Genomic DNA, 21,592 nt, shown 5'->3' on the forward strand with positions numbered 1-21,592 from the left:
CCGCGATGTCCGATCTCCTCAACGCGTTCGCGATCGCCGGCAAGGCGTTCTTCGGCTTCCAGGCGATCTTCTTCGCCCTGCTGGCCATCGGCATCAACGTCCACTTCGGCTACACCGGCCTGCTCAACTTCGGGCAGATCGCCTTCGCCATGCTCGGTGGCTTCGGCATCGCCATCTCGGTGAGCCAGTGGGGTCTGCCGTTCTGGGTCGGCGTGCTCATCGGCCTGGCCGCCGCCGTCGTCCTCGCGCTCCTGCTGGGTCTGCCGACCCTGCGGCTGCGGGCCGACTACCTGGCGATCGTCACGATCGCCACGGCCGAGGGGCTCAGACTGGTGTTCCGGTCGGTCTCAGCCACCCCGGTCACCGGTGGCACCCGCGGCCTGGCGGCCTTCAACGGCGACTTCATCGACCTCGCGCCCTGGGACACCCAGCGCCGCTACGACATCCTCGGCACCAGCTGGAGCGGTGCGGAGCTGTGGGTGGTGCTGGTCGGCTGGACGCTCGTGGCGCTGGCCAGCCTGCTGGTCTGGCAGCTCATGCGCAGCCCCTGGGGCCGCGTGGTGAAGGCCATCCGCGAGGACGAGGACGCCGTCCGCGCGCTGGGCAAGAACGTCTACGCCTACAAGATGCAGGCGCTGGTGCTCGGCGGTGTCTTCGGCGCCTTCGGCGGGATGGTCTACGCCTTGGGCACCGGGTCGGCGCTGCCGGACCAGTACCAGAACGCCAACACCTTCCTGGCCTACGCCGCGCTCATCCTGGGCGGGGCCGCCCGGGTGCTGGGCCCGGTGCTGGGGTCGATGCTGCTGCTGTTCATCCTGCAGTTCGCCGACACTGGCCTGCGGGCGCTGATCTCCAACGGCGTCATCCCCGAGGCGCTGCTGTCCTCGACCGACGTGGCCCAGATCCGCTTCGTCCTCGTCGGACTCGGGCTCATGCTGTTGTTGGTGTTCCGACCCCAGGGCATCTTCGGTGACCGACGAGAGGTGATGCTCGATGCCCGCTGAGAGCGGATCGCACGGCGCGCACGCCGCCCGCGAGGACGAGCTGACGCCGGCCGGCCGGCCGGCGCCCCAGCGGCTGGCCCAGGCGGCGCTGAAGGACCTCCCCTGGGAGGTCGGCGTGGCCAAGCCCGACCCGGCGATCGTCGTCGACGGCGTCACCCGCACCTTCGGTGGCCTGACCGCCGTCTCGGTCGACCACCTCGAGGTGCAACGCGGCGGCATCACCGGCCTGATCGGGCCCAACGGTGCCGGCAAGACCACGCTGTTCAACCTGCTGACCGGCTTCGACCAGCCCAACACCGGCACCTGGTCGTTCGACGGCAAGGAGCTGGGCAAGCTCGCCCCGCACCAGGTGGCCCGGCTCGGCGTCGTCCGCACGTTCCAGCTCACCAAGGCGCTGTCCCGGCTCACCGTGCTGCAGAACATGCTGCTCGGCGCCCAGGAGCAGCGGGGTGAGAGCTTCCTGCGCGCCCTGGTGCCGGGCGGCTGGCGGGCCCAGGAGAAGGCGAACACCGAGAAGGCGATGGAGCTGCTCCGTCGCTTCAAGCTCGACGCCAAGAAGGACGACTTCGCCGGCATCCTCTCCGGTGGTCAGCGCAAGCTGCTGGAGATGGCCCGCGCGCTGATGAGCGACCCCAAGGTCGTCATGCTCGACGAGCCGATGGCCGGGGTGAACCCCGCGCTGACCCAGAGCCTGCTCGGGCACGTCAAGGACCTCCGCGAGGAGGGCATGACGGTCATCTTCGTCGAGCACGACATGGACGTCGTCCGCGACATCAGCGACTGGGTCGTGGTCATGGCGGCCGGCAAGGTCATCGCCGAGGGCCCGCCGGAGTCCATCTCGCAGAACCAGGCGGTCGTCGACGCCTACCTCGGTGCCCACCACGACGCCCCCCTCACCGTCGAGGAGGAGGACCGGGTGCTGGCCGAGGTCGAGGCGGAGATCGCCCGCGAGGAGCACGGCGACACCTCGCCCGGCTCCGACGTGATCACCGACGGAGGACGACGATGAGCGACCCGCTGTTCCAGGTGGACGAGTCCGACGAGGAGGTCACCCGCGCGCAGACCGCCACCGGGGTTGAGCTCTCCCCCGCCGAGAAGGCCGCCACCCGCGAGGAGCACCTGAAGCTGGCCGAGGGCGCGCTGGTGCGCGCCGACGACCTGCTGGCCGGCTACGTGCCCGGCGTCAACATCCTGCGCGGGTGCGACTTCTACCTGCAGGACGGCGAGCTGGTCGGCATCATCGGCCCCAACGGCGCCGGCAAGTCGACGCTGCTCAAGACGCTGTTCGGGCTGATCCCGGTGCGCTCGGGCTCGGTCACGCTGCGCGGCGAGGACATCACCGGCGCCCCCGCGCACCGGCTCGTGTCGATGGGCGTCGGGTACGTGCCGCAGAACAACAACGTGTTCCCCTCGCTCACCATCGAGGAGAACATGCAGATGGGCGTCTACCTGCGGCCGAAGACGTTCAAGGAGCGCTTCGACTACGTCATCGACCTGTTCCCGCTGCTCGGTGAGCGGCGGAAGGGCAAGGCCGGGGCGCTGTCCGGCGGTGAGCGCCAGATGGTCGCCATGGGCCGGGCGCTGATGATGGACCCGTCGGTGCTGCTGCTCGACGAGCCGTCGGCCGGGCTCTCCCCCGCCTACCAGGACGAGGTGTTCATCCGCTGCCGGCGGATCAACGCCACCGGCGTCTCGATCATCATGGTCGAGCAGAACGCCCGCCGGTGCCTGCAGATCTGCGACCGCGGCTACGTGCTCGATCAGGGCCGCAACGCCTACACCGACACCGGCAAGGCGCTGATGAACGACCCGAAGGTCATCGAGCTGTACCTGGGCACGCTGGCAAAGGCCCAGTAGTCGACGGACCTCGGTGCTCCCCGGACCTCGCACGCTCGGTCCGGGGAGCACCGAGGCCGAACGGCGCCACTCCCTCCCGGGGGCGGCGCCGTTCGTCGTCCCGGGTCAGGATGGGCCGGTGACAGACCGTGCCGCGCCGCTGCACCGCTACCGGGAGCTGGTGCTGGACCGGCTGCCCGCACGGGCACGCGCCGAGGGCTGGGTGGTCACCGCCGACCACTGCTTCGGGCGGATCGTGCTGGAGCACGCCGTCGGCGGCCGCTGGTACGACGTGCTCGACCGGCGCCGCTCCCCCGCCTTCGCCCAGCTGGACGACGCCCGGCTGGCCGCAGCGGTCGAGCTCGCCGAGCGGATGGACGCCGAGGGCGACCCGCTGGTGCGCCGGCTGGACGCGCAGAGCCTCGCCTGGCGCGGCAAGCCCGCCAAGCCGTCCTGCCCGTGACGGCCCTGCTGGCTGCCCACCTGGCGCTGGCGGCGGCCTACGCGGGCGTGCAGTGGACCGTGCGGGTACTGGTCTACCCCCAGTTCACCGCCGTGCCCGCGGACGCCTGGCCGGCCTTCCACGACGGGCACTCGCGCCGGATCGCCCGGGTCGTCGGCCCGCTCTTCGCCGGGCAGGTGGTCACCACCGGCTGGCTGCTGCTCGACCTCCCGCCCGGTGCGCCGCGGGCGGCGGTGCTGGCCGGCGCGGCCTGCCTGGGCACCGTCGTGGGCATCACCGCCCTGGTCGCGGTCCCGCAGCACCGGCGGCTGGGACGTGGGTTCGACGCGGCGGCCCACCGGCGCCTGCTGCACGCGGACTCGGTGCGTGTGCTCGCCGCCACCGGCAGCGTCCTGGCGGCGGGCTGGGCGGTCCTGGGCTGACCGGCGGCCACCCCCGGACAACACTGCGGCCCGGCACCCTCGGAGGGTGCCGGGCCGCAGCTCGGTGCAGGTGGTGCGTGCCGATCAGGAGATCAGCATCGGGTCAGCGCTGCGGGCCCACACCGTTGGTGTTGAGCGCCTGGATGATCCGGGAGGACTCCTCGAACCCGATGACGACGATCGCGTCGGGGTTGAAGTCGGTCATCTGCTGCACCTCGGAGTCGAAGTTCGCCGCGGTGGGGTCGTAGATGATCGTCTGGATCGAGTCCTCGGGCAGACCGTCGCTGATCAGGTTGTTGGCGGTGTTCTCCGCCAGACCGGTGCCGTACGGGTCGTTGAGCGCCAGGATCCCGACGGTGTTGTTGCCGTCGGCGCCGATCAGGTCGGCGAGCGCCCGGGCCTGGAGGGTGTCCGCGGGAGCGGTGCGGAAGTACAGGCCCTTGTCGTCGTAGGTGGTGAAGATGTCGGAGGTGTTCGCCGGCGAGAACATCAGCACGCCGGCCCCGACGACGGTGTTGATGACCGACTGGCTGACGCCGGAGGACGCCGCACCGATGATCGCGTTCACACCCGACTGCAGCAGCCGGTCGACGGTCTGGGTGGCGGTGTCGGTGGAGGTGTCGCCCGAGTCTCCGGTGACCAGGTTGACCGGGGCGCCCAGGACGCCGCCGGCTGCGTTCACGTCGTTGATCGCCAGCTGGACGCCGGCGACCTCCGGCGGGCCGAGGAAGGCCAGGTTGCCGGTCTCCGGCAGCAGGGTGCCGATGGTCAGCGGGGCGCCGGTGGCACCCGGGGCGACGGGGGCCGGGCCCTCGTCGGTGGCCGCGTTGGCCTCGTCGCCGGCGATGACGTACTCGGTGGCGGAGTCGTCGAGGGCGTTGTCGTCGCCGAACTGCAGCAGCCCGAAGCTGGCCTGCGCCGGCTCACCGGCGTCGGCGAAGCTCAGCGGGCCGGTGATGCCGTCGTAGTCGGGGTTGCCACCGGCGTTGACGATCTCCAGGCAGGAGGCGAAGTCGTCGCACTTCTCGCCACCGAAGGTGATGCCGTTGATGTACGGCGCGAAGGCCGTGGCCTGGTTGCTGCCGGCCATCTGCGCGGCCAGGGCGGTGAGCACGACGGCGTCGTAGGACTCGCCGGCGTAGTTGTAGTCCTGCAGGTCCGGGTCGACCTCGAGCAGCCGGTCGGTGAAGTCCCCGGACAGCTCCGTCAGCGGCGTGGTGCCCTTCATGCCGGCCAGCGCACCCTGCTCGGAGAAGTCCTCGCCGAGCGCGTTGCCCATGTTGCCGTCGGTGCCGTAGACGTTGACCTGCTTCTCGCCGCTCGCCTCGCCACCGGAGTCACTGCCGCCGCCGTCGTCGCTGCCGCCGCCACAGGCGGACAGAGCGATCAGGGCGGCACCGGAAAGGGCGGTCGCGCGGGCGAACCTGCCTGTGCGCATCAAGGAACTCCCAGGGATGTGAGTGCGTCCATCGACGCCCCCGACCGGCCCAGAGGCCGGCCGGCGGCCGATCAGTGCGGAGAACCTAACCGCCGCTCCCCGGCGTGGCGCCGCCCTCGGTCGCACCGTGATGACGTTGTGATCTGCGCGATGCGCAGCCGCCACACCCTGGGACGGGGCGTCACACCCCTGGAACACGCCGGGGCGTCGAGCCCGGCGCCGACGCTCAGGAGCCGGTGGGCTCGCCCGCGGTCTCGGTGCCGCCGGCGGGCGCGGCCGCGGTGGCGAGGATCGCCTGGGCCAGGGCCTTCATCGAGGTGCGCTCGTTCATCGCCGTCCGCTGGATCCAGCGGAACGCCTCGGCCTCGGTCATGCCGCGCTCGGCCATCAGCCGGCCCTTGGCCTGCTCGACGACCTTGCGGGCCTCCAGACGCTCCTTGAGGTCGCTGACCTCGGCGTCGAGGGCGTGCATCTCCTGGAACCGGCCGACCGCCACCTCGATGGCGGGCACCAGGTCGTTCTTGGAGAACGGCTTGACCAGGTAGGCCATCGCCCCGGCGTCGCGGGCCCGCTCCACCAGCTCGCGCTGGCTGAAGGCGGTCAGCACGATCACCGGTGCGATGCGCGCAGCGGCGATCTGCTCGGCCGCGGCGATGCCGTCGAGGACGGGCATCTGGACGTCGAGGACGACGAGGTCGGGCCGCAGCTGCTGCGCCTGCTCGACGGCGGCCTGCCCGTCGCCCACCTCGGCGACGACGACGTAGCCCTCCTCCTCCAGCATCTCCTTGAGGTCGAGGCGGATGAGGGCCTCGTCCTCTGCGATGAGGACCCGGGTCGGTGCGTTGCTCACCCGATCATCCTATCGGCCGAGGACGCCCCCGCCCCGCCCGATAGGCTCACCGCTCACCCGGTTGAGCTGGCCCCCGTACCCCAATCGGCAGAGGGAGCGGATTCAAAACCCGCGCAGTGTGCGTTCGAGTCGCACCGGGGGCACCTGAGCACCAGCACGAACGGCACGGGTCAGGACCGTGCCGTGCGCGTCCGAGTGGCCAGGGGCGCCGCGGCGCGACCCGCTCGGCGCGCCTCCCGGGCCGCACCGGTCCACCTCTCCCGTCCGTCCGCCGGTGACCAGGCCGCCTGGTCAGACCACCTCTCGTCCGGCAGCGGTGTCGACGAGGGAGACGGTCGTCGCTGCGGAGGACGTCGGGCCGAGCGCCCGCCCACCCGACGCCGTGTCGGGCGCCCTAGGTCAATACGGTGGGCCCGTGACCGGCCACATGACCCCTGAGGAGTTCCGCCAGCACGGCCACCAGGTCGTCGACTGGATCGCCGACTACTGGTCGCGCCTGCAGGACGACCCGGGGTCGTTCCCGGTCCGCTCCCAGGTCTCCCCCGGCGACGTCCGCGCCTCGCTGCCCCCCGCGGCCCCCGAGCAGGGCGAGCCGTTCTCCGCCGTCCTGGGCGACCTGGACCGCGTCGTGATGCCGGGGATCACGCACTGGCAGCACCCGGGCTTCTTCGGGTACTTCCCGGCGAACACCTCCGGGCCCTCCGTGCTCGGCGACCTGGTGTCGGCCGGCCTGGGCGTGCAGGGGATGTCGTGGGTGACCAGCCCGGCGGCCACCGAGCTCGAGCAGCACGTCATGGACTGGTTCGCCGAGCTGATGGGCCTGCCGGAGTCCTTCCGGTCCACCGGCACCGGCGGCGGCGTCGTCCAGGACTCCAGCTCCGGCGCGAACCTGATCGCGCTGCTCGCCGCGCTGCACCGGGCCAGCAAGGGCGCCACGCTGCGCCACGGGGTGCGCCCCGAGGACCACACCGTCTACGTCTCCGCCCAGACGCACAGCTCGATGGAGAAGGCGGCCCGGATCGCCGGCCTGGGCACCGACGCCATCCGCGTCGTCGAGGTGGACGCCGACCTGGCGATGAGCCCGCGGGCGCTGGCCCAGCGGCTGGAGCGCGACGTCGCACGTGGGTTCACCCCGGTGCTCGTCTGCGCGACGGTCGGGACCACGTCGACCACCGCGATCGACCCGCTCGCGGAGCTCGGGGCGGTGTGCCAGCGCCACGGGGTGTGGCTGCACGTCGACGCCGCCTACGCCGGGGTCAGTGCGGTGGTCCCGGAGCTGCGCGCACTGCAGGCCGGTGTCGAGTGGGCCGACAGCTACACCACCGATGCGCACAAGTGGCTGCTCACCGGGTTCGACGCGACGCTCTTCTGGGTGGCCGACCGGGCTGCGCTCACCGGCGCGCTGTCGATCCTCCCCGAGTACCTGCGCAACGCCGCCACCGACACCGGTGCGGTCGTCGACTACCGCGACTGGCAGATCGAGCTCGGACGGCGGTTCCGGGCACTGAAGCTCTGGTTCGTGGTGCGCTGGTACGGCGCCGAGGGGCTGCGCGAGCACATCCGCACCCACGTGGCGCTGGCCCAGGAGCTGGCCGGCTGGGCCGGAGCCGACGACCGGTTCGACGTCGCCGCCCCGCACCCGCTGTCCCTGGTCTGCCTGCAGCCCCGCTGGCCGGCCGGCGTGGACGCCGACGTGGCGACCATGACCCTGCTGGACCGGCTCAACGACGGTGGGGAAGTCTTCCTGACCCACACCACCGTCGGCGGCCGGGCTGTGCTGCGGGTGGCCATCGGCGCGCCGGCGACGACCCGGGCACACGTCGAGCGGGTGTGGGCGCTGCTGTGCGATGGCCACGACTGGCTGGCCAACGACTTCGCCGAGCAGCAGGCCGAGCAGCGCGCCCGGGAGGTGGCCGAGCGTCAGGCCGCGGCCGAGCAGGCCGCAGTCGACCAGGCCGCAGCCGACCAGGCCGCACCCGAGCAGCCGGCAGCCGACCAGGCGGCGGCCGGCCGGCCGGCGGTCGAGGACGCGGCAGTCGACGAGCCGACGGCCGAGCAGGCAGCAGCGGGTCAGGCAGAGGCCGAGCCGGCAGCGGCGGCCGAGGAGCCCCCGGTCAGTGACTCGGAGCCGGCCACGGACCCGGCGACGGGAACGGCCGCGGGCACCGCAGCCCCGGCCGTCGAGGCGCCGGCGGCCTGGGACGAGACGGCCGCCCAGGCGAGCGCCCAGGCAGAGCTCGCCGGCCCGGCCGAGCCCGGCGACCCGGCCCGCTGACCAGCAGCGGGTGGGCGCTCAGCGGGCGGGCGACAGCCCGGTCACCCCGCTGAGCGCCCACCCGGGGCCCCGGCTCAGCCGAGGGAGCGGATGAGCCCCTCCTGCGCGACGGTGGCCACGTGGGTGCCGTCGGCTGCCCAGATCTGCCCGAAGCACAGCGCCCGCCCACTGGCGGCGGCCGGGCTGTCGGTCTCGTAGAGGAACCACTCGTCGGCGCGCACCGGCCGGTGGAACCACACGGCGTGGTCCAGGCTCGCGCCGACCACCGAGCCGCCCCACCCGCCACCGATCCGGGCCAGCCCGGCCGACAGCAGGGTCAGGTCGCTGACGAAGGTGAGCGCCGCGGCGTGCACCGCGTCGTCGTCCGGCAGCCGGCCGGCCACCCGGAACCACACCCGGAACGCGGTGTCCGGGGGCAGCCGGGGAGCCGGGTCGAACGGGTCGCTGAGGTAGCGCTGCTCCACCGCCCGCCCGATCGCCTGGGACGCCTTGCCCTGCGCGGGGTGCGCGGCGGCCACCTCGGCCAGGCCGGGCAGCCCCTCCGGGCCGGGCACCTGCGGCATCGGCAGCGAGTGCTCGACCACCGGGCGCTCACCGGCGGTGAAGTCGGCGGTCAGCGCGAAGATCGCGACGTCCTCGCCCTTGCGCGTCTGCCGGGCCACCACCCGCCGGGTGCTGAACGACCGGCCCTCGCGGATCCGGTCGACCTCGTAGCGGATCTCCTCGTGCGGGTCGCCCGGCCGCAGGAAGTAGGAGTGCAGCGAGTGCACCACCCGGTCACCCGGCACGGTCGCGTTCGCGGCCGTCAGCGCCTGGGCCGCGACCTGGCCGCCGAAGATCCGCTGCAGCGGCGTGCTCGGGGTCGTGCCGACGTAGAGGTCCGGACCGCGCTCCTCCAGGTCCAGGACCAGCATCAGCTCCGCAGCCGGGGTCTCCCCCGGCTGCGCGACCCCGGTCGTCACGCCTCGGTCCCCACCTCGTGGACGCGGATCAGGTTGGTGGAGCCGGCCGTGTTCGGCGGGGAACCCGCGACCACGACGACCTGGTCACCCTCCTTGAGCCTGCCGATGGACAGCAGCGAGAAGTCGACCTGGGCGACCATGTCGTCGGTGTGCTCGACGGTCGGCACGATGAAGGTCTCCACGCCCCAGGACAGCGCCAGCCGGCTGCGCACCCGCGGGTCGTTGGTGAAGGCGAGGATCGGCAGCCGGGTGTGCAGCGCCGCCAGCCGCTGCGCGCTCTTGCCGGTCGAGGTGAAGGCCGCGAGCGCGGCGACGTCGAGGGCCTCGCCGATGTCCTTGGCCGCGCGCACGATCGCGCCGGGCCGGGACCCGGGGGCCCGGGTCACCGCCGGGCTGAGGATCTCGTCGGTCTCGACGGCGTCGATGATCCGCTCCATCGTCTTCACCGCGACGATCGGGAACTTGCCCACCGACGTCTCTCCCGACAGCATCACCGCGTCGGCGCCGTCGAGCACGGCGTTGGCGACGTCGGAGGCCTCGGCGCGGGTCGGCCGGGAGTTCTCGATCATCGACTCGAGCATCTGCGTGGCCACGATGACCGGCTTGTTGTACTCCCGGGCCACCTGCACGGCGCGCTTCTGCACCAGCGGCACCTGCTCCAGCGGCAGCTCCACGCCGAGGTCGCCGCGGGCGACCATGACGCCGTCGAAGGCCTCGACGATCGCCTCGAGGTTCTCGACCGCCTCCGGCTTCTCCAGCTTGGCGATCACCGGCACCACGACGTCCTCCTGGTGCATGATCTCGCGCACCAGCTCGACGTCGCGGGCGTGCCGGACGAAGGACAGCGCGACGAAGTCCACGCCCAGGGAGAGCGCGAAGCGCAGGTCCTCGGCGTCCTTCTCCGACATCGCGGGCACGCTGACGGCGACGCCCGGCAGCGACAGTCCCTTGTTGTTCGAGACCGGCCCGCCCTCGAGCACCAGGCAGAAGACGTCCGGGCCGTTGACCTCGACGACGGTGAGGGCGAGCTTGCCGTCGTCGACGAGCAGCCGGTCGCCGACCCGGGCGTCGTTGGCGAGGTCCTTGTAGGTCGTCGAGACGCGCTCGGCGGTGCCCTCGACGTCGTCGACGGTGATGCACACCCGGCTGCCGGTCTCCCAGGTGACCGGGCCGTCGGCGAAGGTGCCGAGGCGGATCTTGGGGCCCTGCAGGTCGGCGAGGATGGCGACGGCGCGACCGACCTTGTCCGAGGCCTCGCGCACGAGCCGGTAGGACTTCTCGTGGTCGGCGTGCTTGCCGTGGCTGAAGTTGAGGCGGGCGACGTCCATGCCGGCCTCGACGAGGGCGGTGATCTGCTCCAGGGAGCCGGTGGCCGGGCCCAGTGTGCAGACGATCTTGGCGCGACGAGACATGAGGCAAAACTAGTCGCCCCTCGGGCGGACGGAGCGGACCGGGTCCGTCGTGTCCCCCCGAGGGGCGGTAGTCGTTCCAGACGTCCTGACGTGCGGGAACGGCCCTTCCGCAGGGCCTCCGGCGGGCCGGACGACGGAAGGCCCCGACGTCAGCGCAGCGGGACGGCGTCCGGGGTCACCGGGCGGGGCAGCATCGAGTCACCGGTCAGCCAGGTGTCGACGGCGGCTGCCGCGGCGCGGCCCTCGGCGATCGCCCAGACGATCAGCGACTGGCCGCGGCCCATGTCCCCGGCCACGAAGACGCCGGGCACGCTGGACATGTAGTCGCCGTCCCGGGCGACCCGGCCGCGCTCGTCGACGCCGCAGCCGAGCTGCTCGACCAGCCCCGTGGTCTCCGGGCCGGTGTAGCCCAGCGCGAGCAGCACCAGGTCGGCGGGCAGCTCCCGGGTGCTGTTCGGCACCGGCACGCGCTGGCCGTCCACCAGCTCGATCTCGGTCACCTGGATCCCGCGCACGTGCCCCTGCTCGTCGCCGAGGAAGGCCTCGGTGTTGACGGCGAACAGCCGCTCGCCGCCCTCCTCGTGGGCCGGGGAGACCCGCAGGACCATCTCGTAGGTCGGCCAGGGGTTGTCCTGCGGCCGGGTGCCGCTGGGCGCCGGCTTGTAGTCCAGCTGGGCCACGCTCGCCGCGCCCTGCCGGTGGGCGGTGCCCAGGCAGTCCGCCCCGGTGTCGCCGCCGCCGATGATGACCACGTCCTTGCCCTTGGCCGACAGCGGCGGGTCGTCGAGCTCGCCGAGCGCCTCACGGTTGCCGAAGGGCAGGTACTCCATGGCGAAGTGGACGCCGTCCAGGTCGCGGCCGGGCAGCGGCAGGTCGCGGGCGACCGGGGTGCCGATGGCCAGCACGATGGCGTCGTGCTCGGCCCGCAGTGCCTCCACCGACAGGGCGCCCTCCCCGGTGCCCCCGACGTGGACGTCGGTGACGAACCGGGTGCCCTCGGCGCGCATCTGGTCCAGCCGGCGGTCCAGGTGGCGTTTCTCCATCTTGAACTCGGGGATGCCGTACCGGATCAGCCCGCCGATGCGGTCGTCCCGCTCGTAGACGGTGACCTCGTGCCCGGCCCGGGTCAGCTGCTGCGCGGCGGCCAGGCCGGCCGGCCCGGAGCCGATGACGGCGACCTTCTTGCCGGTGAGCTCCGCCGGCGGCTGCGGGGTGACCCAGCCGTTGACGAAGGCCTGGTCGATGATCTCCCACTCGATCTGCTTGATCGTGACGGGCGAGTTCTCCAGGTTGAGCACGCAGGCGGACTCGCACGGCGCCGGGCAGAGCTTCCCGGTGAACTCCGGGAAGTTGTTCGTCGCGTGCAGCCGCTCGATCGCCTCCTGCCAGTCGTCCCGGCGGGCGAGGTCGTTCCACTCCGGGATCAGGTTGCCCAGCGGGCAGCCGTGGTGGCAGAAGGGGATGCCGCAGTCCATGCAGCGCGCGGCCTGCTCCCGCACCGCAGCCACCGGGAAGACGGCGTCCTCGCCGGTGTCGCGGGTCAGGTAGACCTCGCGCCAGTCCAGCAGGCGCAGGTCGACCGGCCGCCGCGGCGGCATCTGCCGGTCGTACTTGAGGAAACCGGTCTGATCAACCACGTGCCGCCTCCATGACAGCTCGGTCCACGTCGTACCCGGCGGCCTCGGCGGCCCGCCGAGCCTCCATCGCCCGCCGGTAGTCGCGCGGCATGACGACGCTGATCCGCCCCGACCACCGGCCCCAGTCGGCCAGCAGGCTGGTGGCCACCGTCGAGTCGGTGGCCTCCCGGTAGCGCTGCAGGACGTCGCGCAGCCACTGCGAGCCGTGCACGTCCAGCTCCTCAACGTCCACCATCTCGGTGTTGACCCGGTGCCGGGCCAGGTCGAGCACGTACCCGATGCCACCGGACATGCCGGCGGCGATGTTGCGCCCGGTCGGCCCCAGGATGATCGCGGTGCCGCCGGTCATGTACTCCAGCGCGTGGTCACCGACGCCCTCGACGACGGCGAGGGCACCGGAGTTGCGGACGCAGAACCGCTCCCCCACCCGGCCCCGCAGGAACAGCTCGCCGCCGGTGGCGCCGTAGCCGATCACGTTGCCGGCGATGACGTTGTCCTCGGCGGCGAAGCTCGCCTCCGGGGCGGGGCGGACGACGATCCGGCCGCCGGACAGGCCCTTGCCGACGTAGTCGTTGGCGTCGCCGACCAGGGTCATGGTGATCCCGCGCGGCAGGAACGCCCCGAAGGACTGGCCCGCCGAACCGGTGAAGGTCAGGTCGATCGTGCCGTCGGGCAGGCCCTCGCCGCCGAAGCGGCGGGTGACCATCGAGCCCAGCATCGTGCCGACGGTGCGGTTGACGTTGCGGACCGGCAGCTCCAGGTGCACCGGGCGGGCGTCGAGCAGCGCGCCCTCGCAGAGCTGGATCAGCGTCTGGTCCAGGGCGACGTCCAGGCCGTGGTCCTGGTCGCGGACCTTGCGCCGCGCCGTCCCCTCGGGCAGGTCGGGGACCGCCAGGATCGGCCGCAGGTCCAGCCCGGAGGCCTTCCAGTGGTCGATCGCCGGTGCGACGTCGAGCAGCTCGGCGTGGCCGACCGCCTCGTCGATGGAGCGGAACCCCAGCTGGGCCAGGTACTCCCGGACCTGCTCGGCGAGGAACTCGAAGAAGGTGACGACGAACTCGGGCTTGCCGGTGAACCGCTTGCGCAGCTCGGGGTTCTGCGTCGCCACGCCCACCGGGCAGGTGTCGAGGTGGCAGACCCGCATCATCACGCAGCCCTCGACCACCAGCGGGGCGGTGGCGAAGCCGAACTCCTCGGCGCCCAGCAGCGCGGCCACGATGACGTCGCGGCCGGTCTTCATCTGGCCGTCGACCTGCACCACGATCCGGTCGCGCAGCCCGTTGGCCAGCAGCGTCTGCTGCGTCTCGGCCAGGCCGATCTCCCACGGGGTGCCGGCGTGCTTGAGCGAGGTCAGCGGCGCGGCACCGGTGCCGCCGTCGAACCCGGAGACCAGGACGACGTCGGCCTTGGCCTTGCTCACCCCGGCCGCGACCGTGCCGATGCCGGACTCGGCGACCAGCTTGACGTGCACCCGCGCCTCGTCGTTGGCGTTCTTGAGGTCGTGGATGAGCTGCTTGAGGTCCTCGATCGAGTAGATGTCGTGGTGCGGCGGCGGGCTGATCAGGCCGACGCCGGGCGTGGAGTGCCGGGTGCGGGCCACCCACGGGTAGACCTTGCTGCCGGGCAGCTGGCCGCCCTCGCCGGGCTTGGCGCCCTGCGCCATCTTGATCTGGATGTCGTCGGCGTTGACCAGGTACTCGCTGGTCACGCCGAAGCGCCCGCTGGCCACCTGCTTGATCGAGCTGCGGCGCAGGTCGCCGTTGGCGTCGGGGGTGAACCGGTCGGGGTCCTCGCCGCCCTCACCGGTGTTCGACCGGCCACCCAGCCGGTTCATCGCGATCGCGAGGGTCTCGTGCGCCTCGGCGGAGATGGAGCCGTAGCTCATCGCGCCGGTCTGGAAGCGCTTGACGATCTCGCTGACCGGCTCGACCTCCTCCAGCGGGACGGCGGGACGCTCACCGGTCTTGAGGGTGAACAGGCCACGCAGCGTCGCCGCCTCGGTCGACAGCCCGTCGACGGTGTCGGTGTAGCGCTGGAAGACGTCGTACTGCCGGGACCGGGTGGCGTGCTGGAGCAGGAACACCGTCTCGGGGTTGAACAGGTGCACCTCGCCCTCGCGGCGCCACTGGTACTCCCCGCCGGTCTCCAGCCGCCGGTGCGCGGTCTCGGTCGGGTTGCTCGGGTAGGCGCGGCGGTGCCGCATCGCCACCTCTTCGGCGAGCACGTCCAGCCCGACGCCGTCCAGGGTGGCCGACGTCCCGGTGAAGTACTCGTCGACGACGGCCTTGGACAGGCCGACCGTCTCGAAGATCTGCGCCATCGTGTACGAGCCGACGGTGCTGATGCCCATCTTGCTCATCACCTTGAGCACGCCCTTGCCCATGGCCTTGACCACGTTGCGGACGGCCTGGGCCGGCTGCACGCCGGTGAGCGTGCCGGTGCGGATCAGGTCCTCGACGCTCTCGAAGGCCAGGTAGGGGTTCACCGCCGCGGCGCCGTAGCCCAGCAGCAGCGCGACGTGGTGCACCTCGCGGCAGTCGCCGGACTCGACGACCAGGCCGACCTCCATCCGGGTGCGCTCGCGCACCAGGTGGTGGTGGACGGCGGCGGTCATCAGCAGCGACGGGATCGGCGCGCGCTTCTCGTCGCAGTCCCGGTCGGACAGCACGATGACCCGCGCGCCGGCCGCGATCGCCTTGCTCACCTTGGTGCGCAGGTCCCGGACCGCCTGCGCCAGCGCGGCACCGCCGCCGTCGACGTCGAAGTGGCCGGTGATCCGCACCGCGGCGAAGCCCGGCAGGTCGCCGTCGTCGTCGATGTGCAGGATCTTGGCCAGCTCGTCGTTGTCGATCACCGGGTAGGGCAGGAAGACCTGCCGGCACGACGCCGGGTTGGCGTCCAGCAGGTTCTGCTCGGGCCCGAAGGTGCGCCCCAGGCTGGTCACCAGCTCCTCGCGGATGGCGTCCAGCGGCGGGTTGGTGACCTGGGCGAAGAGCTGGGTGAAGTAGTCGTAGAGCTGCCGCGAGCGGTCCGACAGCGACGCGATCGGGGTGTCGGTGCCCATCGAGCCGATCGGCTCGGCCGCGCTGGCCGCCATCGGCTGGACGAGGATCCGCAGCTCCTCCTCGGTGTAGCCGAACAGCTGCTGCCGCCGGACGACGGACTCGTGGCTGGGCCGGGACCGGCGCCGCTCGGGCAGCGAGGGCAGGTGCACCAGGCCGGCGTGCAGCCAGTCGTCGTAGGGCTGCTCGGCCGCCAGGGCGCCCTTGACGTCCTCGTCGGAGACGATCGCGCCGGCGGAGGTGTCGACGAGGAACATCCGGCCCGGCTGCAGCCGGCCCTTGGCGACCACGTCGCCGGCCGGGACGTCCAGCACGCCGGCCTCGCTGGCCAGCACGACCAGGTCGTCCTTGGTGCGCCACCAGCGGCCGGGGCGCAGGCCGTTGCGGTCGAGGACCGCGCCGATCAGCGTGCCGTCGGTGAAGGCCACGCAGGCCGGGCCGTCCCAGGGCTCCATGATCGAGGAGTGGAAGCGGTAGAAGGCGCGGCGGGCCGCGTCCATCTCCTCGTGGTTCTCCCACGCCTCCGGGATCATCATCAGCACCGCGTGCGGCAGTGACCGGCCGGACAGGTGGATCAGCTCGAGCACCTCGTCGAAGGTGGCCGAGTCGCTGAAGTCGCTGGCGGTGACCGGGAAGATCCGCTCCAGCCCGAGCTCGCTGGCCGGGCCGGCCGGCCCGTCGAACAGCCCGGTCTCCAGCTTCGCCTCGCGGGCGCGCATCCGGTTGCGGTTGCCCTTGATCGTGTTGATCTCGCCGTTGTGCGCGATGAAGCGGAACGGGTGGGCCAGCGGCCAGCTCGGGAAGGTGTTGGTGGAGAACCGGCTGTGCACCAGCGCGATCGCCGACTCGTAGCGCTCGTCCTGCAGGTCGGGGAAGAACGCCGGCAGCTGGTCGGTGGTCAGCATGCCCTTGTAGGTGATGGTGCGCGAGGACAGCGAGGCGACGTAGCAGCTGGTGCCGGCGTCCCGGGCGGCGCGCTCGACCCGCTTGCGCAGCACGAAGGACCGCCGCTCCAGCCGGGTCACACCGTGTGGGGCCGCGGTGCCGCCGAAGGCCTTCGCGTCGGCCCGCGCACCGATCGTCTCGGCGACGAACAGCTGGGCGAAGTGCGGCATGACCGCCCGCGCCGTCGGCCCGAGGTCCGCGCCGTCGGGGTCGACCGGGAGCTCGCGCCAGCCCAGGACGGTCAGCCCCTCCTCGGCGGCGAGGCCGGCGACGGCGTCGACCACGGAGGCGCGCTCGGCCTCGTCGGCCGGGAGGAAGGCGATGCCGACGGCGTACTCGCCCAGCGGCGGCAGGTCGAAGTCGACGCTGCTCCGCAGCAGGGCGTCGGGGACCTGGGTGAGGATGCCCGCCCCGTCACCGGAGTTCGGCTCGGAGCCGGCCGCACCCCGGTGGTCCAGGTTGTGCAGCGCGGTGAGGCCCGCGGCCACGATCGACCGGGAGCGGCGTCCCTGCGCGTCGGCGACGAAGGCGACGCCACAGGCGTCGTGCTCCCGCGCCGGGTCGTACAGGCCGGTGGCGGCCGGCAGGGCGGAGAACGGGACGGCGGTGCCCGGCGCGGCCGAGGAGGGCCGGCCCCCAGCGGACTGGGGAAGGGCGGCGAGGTCAGACATGTCACTCCCGTCGTCGGCTGGCCGCGGCGCCGGCCGCCGGGGCGGTGGCGCTGGTGCGGGGGGTCACGCAGACCCCGCCGGGTCGTGTCGAAGCGGGTGGGGCGGTGCGAGGAGGATCGGTGCGGTCCGACGGGTGGGGCAACGGGGCCGGCGGGACACGGTACGTCGAGCCGGTCCCTGCTCCCCGCGCGCCCGCGGGGTGTGGTGTCCGCGGGGGTGGTCGTGTGCGGGGCAGCGCTGGCCCGGTTCCGACGTCGCCGGCCGGCCCAGGATCACTGGTCGGCCGACGACGAGCGTACACAGCAGCGACACCTCAGCGACATGTCGCGCAGGTCTCACCATGGTGACGACGCGGGGACGTCGCCGGGACCGGACGGGTGACCGGCTGGGCTCGCCAGGCGGTGGTCAGCCCGCCGGGGGCGTGCCCGGGCGGCGGTCTCCCGACGCGTCGCCGGGCTCCCCCGACCGGTCGGCGGGAGTTGCGACACGCTCGCCGGCCGAGGTGCCGCCGGCCGTGGCCGGGCTGCCGGTACCGGTGTCGGCCGCTGCGTCACCTGCCGTGGCGTCGGCGGTGGCCCGCCCGGCGCCGGCGGCCTGCCCCTTCGCCGCCTGGTCGGCGCCGCGGGTGATGACCTCCCGTGGCCGGCCGCGCTGGGCGAACAGGTAGGCCACCGCCAGCAGCCCCACGACGATCGAGGTGAAGACGTTGAGCCGGATGCCGAAGAACTGCTCGGCGGTGTCGATCCGCAGCGCCTCGATCCAGACCCGCCCCGCGCAGTACGCGGCCACGTAGAGCGCGAACGCCCGCCCGTGCGACAGCTGGAACCGGCGGTCGGCCCAGATCACCAGCAGCGCCACCCCCACGTTCCACAGCAGCTCGTAGAGGAACGTCGGGTGGAAGGTGCCCAGCACCAGCGCGGACCCGTCGGGACCGGTCAGCGCCCGCCCGGCCGAGGCGTCCCACCGGTGGATGGTGAGCGCCCACGGCAGGTCGGTGGGCCCGCCGTACAGCTCGTTGTTGAACCAGTTGCCCAGCCGGCCGATCGCCTGGGCGAGCACGATCCCCGGCGCCAGCGCGTCGGCCCACGCCGGCAGCGGGATGCCCCGCTGCCGGCAGCCGATCCATGCCCCGAGCCCCCCGAAGGCGATGGCGCCCCAGATGCCCAGACCGCCCTCCCAGATGGCGAAGGCCCGCAGCGGGTCACCACCCTCGCCGAAGTAGGGCTCGGGGGTGGTGACCACGTGGTAGATGCGGCCACCGACGATGCCGAAGGGCACGGCCCAGACGGCGATGTCCAGGACGTCGCCGGGGGCTCCCCCGCGGGCGACCCAGCGGCGCTCGCCGAGCAGGGCGGCGACCACGATGCCGGCGATGATGCACAGCGCGTAGGCGCGCAGCGGGAACGGTCCGAGCTCCCAGACGCCCTGGGTCGGGCTCGGGATGGCGGCGAGCACGGTCATGCGCGCACCTTCGCACGTCTGACGCCCGCGGCGAGCTCCTCGGACAGGACACGCACGCCGTCGGGGCCCCGGCCCTCGAGCAGGGTGCGCACGTAGGCCGAGCCGACGATCACCCCGTCGGCGAAGGCGGCGACCTCCGCGGCCTGGTCGCCGTCGGAGACGCCCAGCCCGACGCAGACCGGCAGGTCGCCCGCGACCGCCCGGGTCCGGTCGACCAGCCGCTCGGCGGCATCGCCCACCGTGGCGCGGGTGCCGGTGACGCCCATCGTGGAGGCCGCGTACACGAAGCCCCGGCAGGCGGCGACGGTGCTGGCCAGCCGGACGTCGGTGGAGGACGGCGCGACGAGGAAGACCCGGTCCAGGCCGGCGCGCTCGCTGGCGGCCAGCCAGGCGCCCGCCTCGTCCGGGATCAGGTCGGGGGTGATCACCCCGGCGCCGCCGGCCGCGGCCAGGTCGTCGGCGAACCGGTCGACGCCGTAGCGCTCGACCGGGTTCCAGTAGCTCATCACCACCGGCACCGCGCCGGCCTCGGCCACCGCGCTGACCGCCCGCAGCACGTCGGGCAGCCCGACCCCCGCCCGGACGGCGACGTCCACGGCCTCCTGGATCACCGGGCCGTCCATGCCCGGGTCGGAGTAGGGCACCCCGACCTCGACGACGTCGGCCCCGCCCTCGACGGCGGCGACCATGGCGGCGATCGAGGTGTCCACGTCCGGGTACCCGACCGGCAGGTAGGCGACCAGTGCCGCCCGGCCCTCGGCCCGCGCCGCGGCGATCCGGTCCTGCAGCGCGCTCATGCCTGCTCCCCCGCGTCCTGGCCGGCGACGGCCACGTCGTTGCTGACCGCGCCCTCGGTGGCGTGCTGGTGCTCGTCCAGCCCCGCACCCGGCTCGGCGCCGCGGCCGGCCTCGACGGCGCGCTCGTCGCCGTCCGTGGGGGCGGTCTGCTCCCCCAGCCCGAACCAGGCGCTGGCGGTCTCGACGTCCTTGTCACCGCGGCCGGACAGGTTCACCAGCAGCACAGCGTCCGGCCCCAGCTCCTGGCCGACCTGCATCGCGCCGGCCAGCGCGTGGGCGGACTCGATCGCCGGGATGATGCCCTCGGTGCGGCAGAGCAGGGCGAAGGCCTCCATCGCCTGGGCGTCGGTGACCGGCCGGTACTCCGCCCGCCCGATGTCGTGCAGGAAGGAGTGCTCCGGGCCGACGCCGGGGTAGTCGAGCCCGGCGGAGATGGAGTGCGACTCGATGGTCTGGCCGTTGACGTCCTGCAGCAGGTAGGACCGCGCGCCGTGCAGCACCCCGGGGTCGCCGCCGGTGATCGTGGCCGCGTGCCGCCCGGTCTCGACGCCGTCGCCGCCGGCCTCCAGGCCGACCAGCCGCACCCCGTCGTCGGGCACGAAGGCGGTGAAGATGCCGATCGCGTTCGACCCACCGCCCACGCAGGCCAGGACGACGTCGGGCAGCCGGCCCTCGCGCTCGAGCAGCTGGGCACGGGCCTCGTCACCGATCACCCGCTGGAAGTCGCGGACCATCGCCGGGAAGGGGTGCGGGCCGGCGACGGTGCCGAAGACGTAGTTGGTGGTCTCCACGTTGGTGACCCAGTCGCGGAAGGCCTCGTTGATCGCGTCCTTGAGGGTGCGGGAGCCGGTGGTGACCGGGATGACCTCGGCGCCCAGCAGCCGCATCCGGGCGACGTTGAGCGCCTGGCGGCGGGTGTCCTCCTCGCCCATGTAGACGGTGCAGGACAGCCCCATCAGCGCGGCCGCCGTGGCGGTGGCGACGCCGTGCTGGCCGGCCCCGGTCTCGGCGATGACCCGCTGCTTGCCGATCCGCTTGGTCAGCAGCGCCTGACCCAGCACGTTGTTGATCTTGTGCGAGCCGGTGTGGTTGAGGTCCTCGCGCTTGAGCAGCACCCGCGCGCCGCCGCAGTGCTCGGCGAACTTCGGCACCTCGGTGATCGGGCTGGGCCGTCCGGTGTAGTCCCGCTGCAGCCGGGCGAACTCCGCGAGGAAGGCGGGGTCCACCCGCATCGACTCGTAGGCGGCGGTGAGCTCGTCGAGGGCGGCGATCAGCGCCTCGGGGACGAACCGGCCACCGTAGACGCCGAAGTGCCCGGTCGCGTCCGGCCACTCCGGGCGCGCCGTGGCGTCGGGGACGTCAGGGGCCGGTGCGTGCGCGGAGAGGGTCATGCCCTCCAGCGTAGGGACCCCGCCACCCCTGACCCTCGTGCAGGGGCCCGCCGCGACCTCGCGAACGGGTGGGGGCAGGAAGGCCCTCCGTCAGCGTGCGGCGCCCGGGGTCGCCGGGTGGGAGCCGGCCGTGACCAGGTCGGCGACGGCCTGCCGCGGATCGCCGGCGGTGACCAGGCCCTCGCCGACCAGGACGGCGTCGGCACCGGCGCCGGCGTAGCTGATCAGGTCGTGCGGCCCGCGCACGCCGGACTCGGCCACCTTCACCACCTCGCTGGGCAGCCCGGGGGCGATCCGCTCGAAGGTGGAGCGGTCGACCGACAGCGTGGTCAGGTCACGGGCGTTGACGCCGATCACGGTCGCGCCGGCGGTCAGCGCGCGGTCGGCCTCGGCCTCGCTGTGCACCTCGACCAGGGCCGTCATGCCCAGCGACTCGACCCGCTCCAGCAGGCCGGTGAGGACCGGCTGGTCCAGCGCGGCCACGATCAGCAGGACGACGTCGGCCCCGTGCGCCCGGGCCTCGTGCACCTGGTAGCTGCTGACCACGAAGTCCTTGCAGAGCACCGGGACGTCGACCGCGGCGCGGACCGCGGCGAGGTCGGCGTGCGACCCACCGAAGCGGCGCCCCTCGGTCAGCACGCTGATCACCCGGGCACCACCGGCGGCGTACTGCACGGCCAGCGCGGCCGGGTCGGTGATCTCGGCGAGCGCGCCCTTGCTGGGGCTGCGCCGCTTGACCTCGGCGATCACCCCGACCCCGGGTGCCCGCAGCGCGGCCTGGGCGTCGAGGGCCGGCCGGGCGTCGCGGGCCGCGGCCTGCACCTCGGTCAGCGGGGTGGCGGCCTGCCGGGCAGCGACGTCCTCACGGACGCCGGCGACGATGTCGTCGAGGACGCTCACGACCCCTCCTCGGACCCCTCAGCATGTGGCACCGGACCTGGACCGCACCACTCGGACAGCGCAGAT

16 protein-coding genes and 1 tRNA gene are annotated in these 21,592 nt (G+C 73.2%); 7 read left to right on the top strand and 10 right to left on the bottom strand.

Annotated features, from left to right (window positions below):
- Positions 1-5: 5 nt before the first annotated feature.
- From ACJTNH_RS00465 to ACJTNH_RS00485, 5 genes are all read left to right on the top strand, one after another.
- Positions 6-1,004 (top strand): branched-chain amino acid ABC transporter permease, encoded by a 999-nt coding sequence (locus ACJTNH_RS00465; RefSeq protein ID WP_222193613.1) that lies wholly within the window; start codon positions 6-8, stop codon positions 1,002-1,004.
- Entirely contained in the window at positions 994-2,013 is a 1,020-nt protein-coding gene (locus ACJTNH_RS00470) for an ABC transporter ATP-binding protein (protein ID WP_222193612.1), read from the top strand. The genes ACJTNH_RS00465 and ACJTNH_RS00470 overlap by 11 nt, the downstream gene beginning before the upstream one ends.
- Positions 2,010-2,861 (top strand): ABC transporter ATP-binding protein, encoded by an 852-nt coding sequence (locus ACJTNH_RS00475; RefSeq protein WP_458172238.1) that lies wholly within the window; start codon positions 2,010-2,012, stop codon positions 2,859-2,861. The genes ACJTNH_RS00470 and ACJTNH_RS00475 overlap by 4 nt, the downstream gene beginning before the upstream one ends.
- 118 nt (positions 2,862-2,979) lie before the next feature.
- Positions 2,980-3,303, top strand: coding sequence for a hypothetical protein (locus ACJTNH_RS00480; RefSeq protein ID WP_458172239.1), 324 nt, complete (start codon positions 2,980-2,982; stop codon positions 3,301-3,303).
- A complete protein-coding gene (locus ACJTNH_RS00485) occupies positions 3,300-3,725 on the top strand; it encodes a DUF1772 domain-containing protein (RefSeq protein WP_458172240.1) in 426 nt (141 codons plus the stop codon). The genes ACJTNH_RS00480 and ACJTNH_RS00485 overlap by 4 nt, the downstream gene beginning before the upstream one ends.
- Before the next feature lie 103 nt (positions 3,726-3,828).
- On the opposite strand, the gene ACJTNH_RS00490 is transcribed toward ACJTNH_RS00485, so the two are convergent.
- Both ACJTNH_RS00490 and ACJTNH_RS00495 read right to left on the bottom strand, forming a co-directional pair.
- Positions 3,829-5,163, bottom strand: coding sequence for an ABC transporter substrate-binding protein (locus tag ACJTNH_RS00490; RefSeq protein WP_458172241.1), 1,335 nt, complete (start codon positions 5,161-5,163; stop codon positions 3,829-3,831).
- Positions 5,164-5,389: 226 nt separating this feature from the next.
- Positions 5,390-6,013 carry an ANTAR domain-containing response regulator gene (locus tag ACJTNH_RS00495; protein ID WP_458172242.1) on the bottom strand — a complete coding sequence of 208 codons (624 nt, stop codon included), beginning with the start codon at positions 6,011-6,013 and terminating at the stop codon, positions 5,390-5,392.
- A 69-nt stretch (positions 6,014-6,082) separates the two neighbouring features.
- Here ACJTNH_RS00495 and ACJTNH_RS00500 point away from each other — a divergent pair.
- Together ACJTNH_RS00500 and ACJTNH_RS00505 are read left to right on the top strand one after the other, a co-directional pair.
- Positions 6,083-6,156, top strand: a tRNA-Leu gene (locus tag ACJTNH_RS00500).
- A 272-nt stretch (positions 6,157-6,428) separates the two neighbouring features.
- Positions 6,429-8,288, top strand: coding sequence for an aminotransferase class V-fold PLP-dependent enzyme (locus ACJTNH_RS00505; protein ID WP_458172243.1), 1,860 nt, complete (start codon positions 6,429-6,431; stop codon positions 8,286-8,288).
- A 74-nt stretch (positions 8,289-8,362) separates the two neighbouring features.
- On the opposite strand, the gene ACJTNH_RS00510 is transcribed toward ACJTNH_RS00505, so the two are convergent.
- The 8 genes from ACJTNH_RS00510 to trpC all read right to left on the bottom strand — a co-directional run bounded on the left by ACJTNH_RS00510 (position 8,363) and on the right by trpC (position 21,526).
- Positions 8,363-9,250 carry an acyl-CoA thioesterase gene (locus ACJTNH_RS00510; protein ID WP_458172244.1) on the bottom strand — a complete coding sequence of 296 codons (888 nt, stop codon included), beginning with the start codon at positions 9,248-9,250 and terminating at the stop codon, positions 8,363-8,365.
- The gene (gene pyk, locus ACJTNH_RS00515) at positions 9,247-10,662 is read right to left on the bottom strand and encodes a pyruvate kinase (protein ID WP_458172245.1); all 1,416 of its coding nucleotides are present in this window, start codon (positions 10,660-10,662) and stop codon (positions 9,247-9,249) included. The genes ACJTNH_RS00510 and pyk overlap by 4 nt, the downstream gene beginning before the upstream one ends.
- Positions 10,663-10,811: 149 nt before the next feature.
- Positions 10,812-12,299, bottom strand: a complete 1,488-nt coding sequence (locus ACJTNH_RS00520; RefSeq protein ID WP_458172246.1) for a glutamate synthase subunit beta — start codon at positions 12,297-12,299, stop codon at positions 10,812-10,814.
- Positions 12,292-16,977: a glutamate synthase large subunit gene (gene gltB / locus ACJTNH_RS00525; protein WP_458172247.1), complete on the bottom strand. Its 4,686-nt coding sequence runs from the start codon at positions 16,975-16,977 to the stop codon at positions 12,292-12,294. Before gltB ends, ACJTNH_RS00520 begins: the two co-directional genes overlap by 8 nt.
- A 405-nt stretch (positions 16,978-17,382) precedes the next feature.
- Positions 17,383-18,438 carry a prolipoprotein diacylglyceryl transferase gene (gene lgt / locus ACJTNH_RS00530; RefSeq protein WP_458172248.1) on the bottom strand — a complete coding sequence of 352 codons (1,056 nt, stop codon included), beginning with the start codon at positions 18,436-18,438 and terminating at the stop codon, positions 17,383-17,385.
- Complete coding sequence (trpA, locus tag ACJTNH_RS00535) at positions 18,435-19,235, bottom strand: tryptophan synthase subunit alpha (protein ID WP_458172249.1); 801 nt, start codon at positions 19,233-19,235, stop codon at positions 18,435-18,437. Before trpA ends, lgt begins: the two co-directional genes overlap by 4 nt.
- Positions 19,232-20,626 carry a tryptophan synthase subunit beta gene (gene trpB / locus ACJTNH_RS00540; RefSeq protein WP_458172250.1) on the bottom strand — a complete coding sequence of 465 codons (1,395 nt, stop codon included), beginning with the start codon at positions 20,624-20,626 and terminating at the stop codon, positions 19,232-19,234. Before trpB ends, trpA begins: the two co-directional genes overlap by 4 nt.
- A 90-nt stretch (positions 20,627-20,716) precedes the next feature.
- Positions 20,717-21,526: an indole-3-glycerol phosphate synthase TrpC gene (gene trpC, locus ACJTNH_RS00545; RefSeq protein WP_458172251.1), complete on the bottom strand. Its 810-nt coding sequence runs from the start codon at positions 21,524-21,526 to the stop codon at positions 20,717-20,719.
- Between the last annotated feature and the right edge of the window lie 66 nt (positions 21,527-21,592).

Source organism: Modestobacter lacusdianchii (assembly GCF_054177765.1).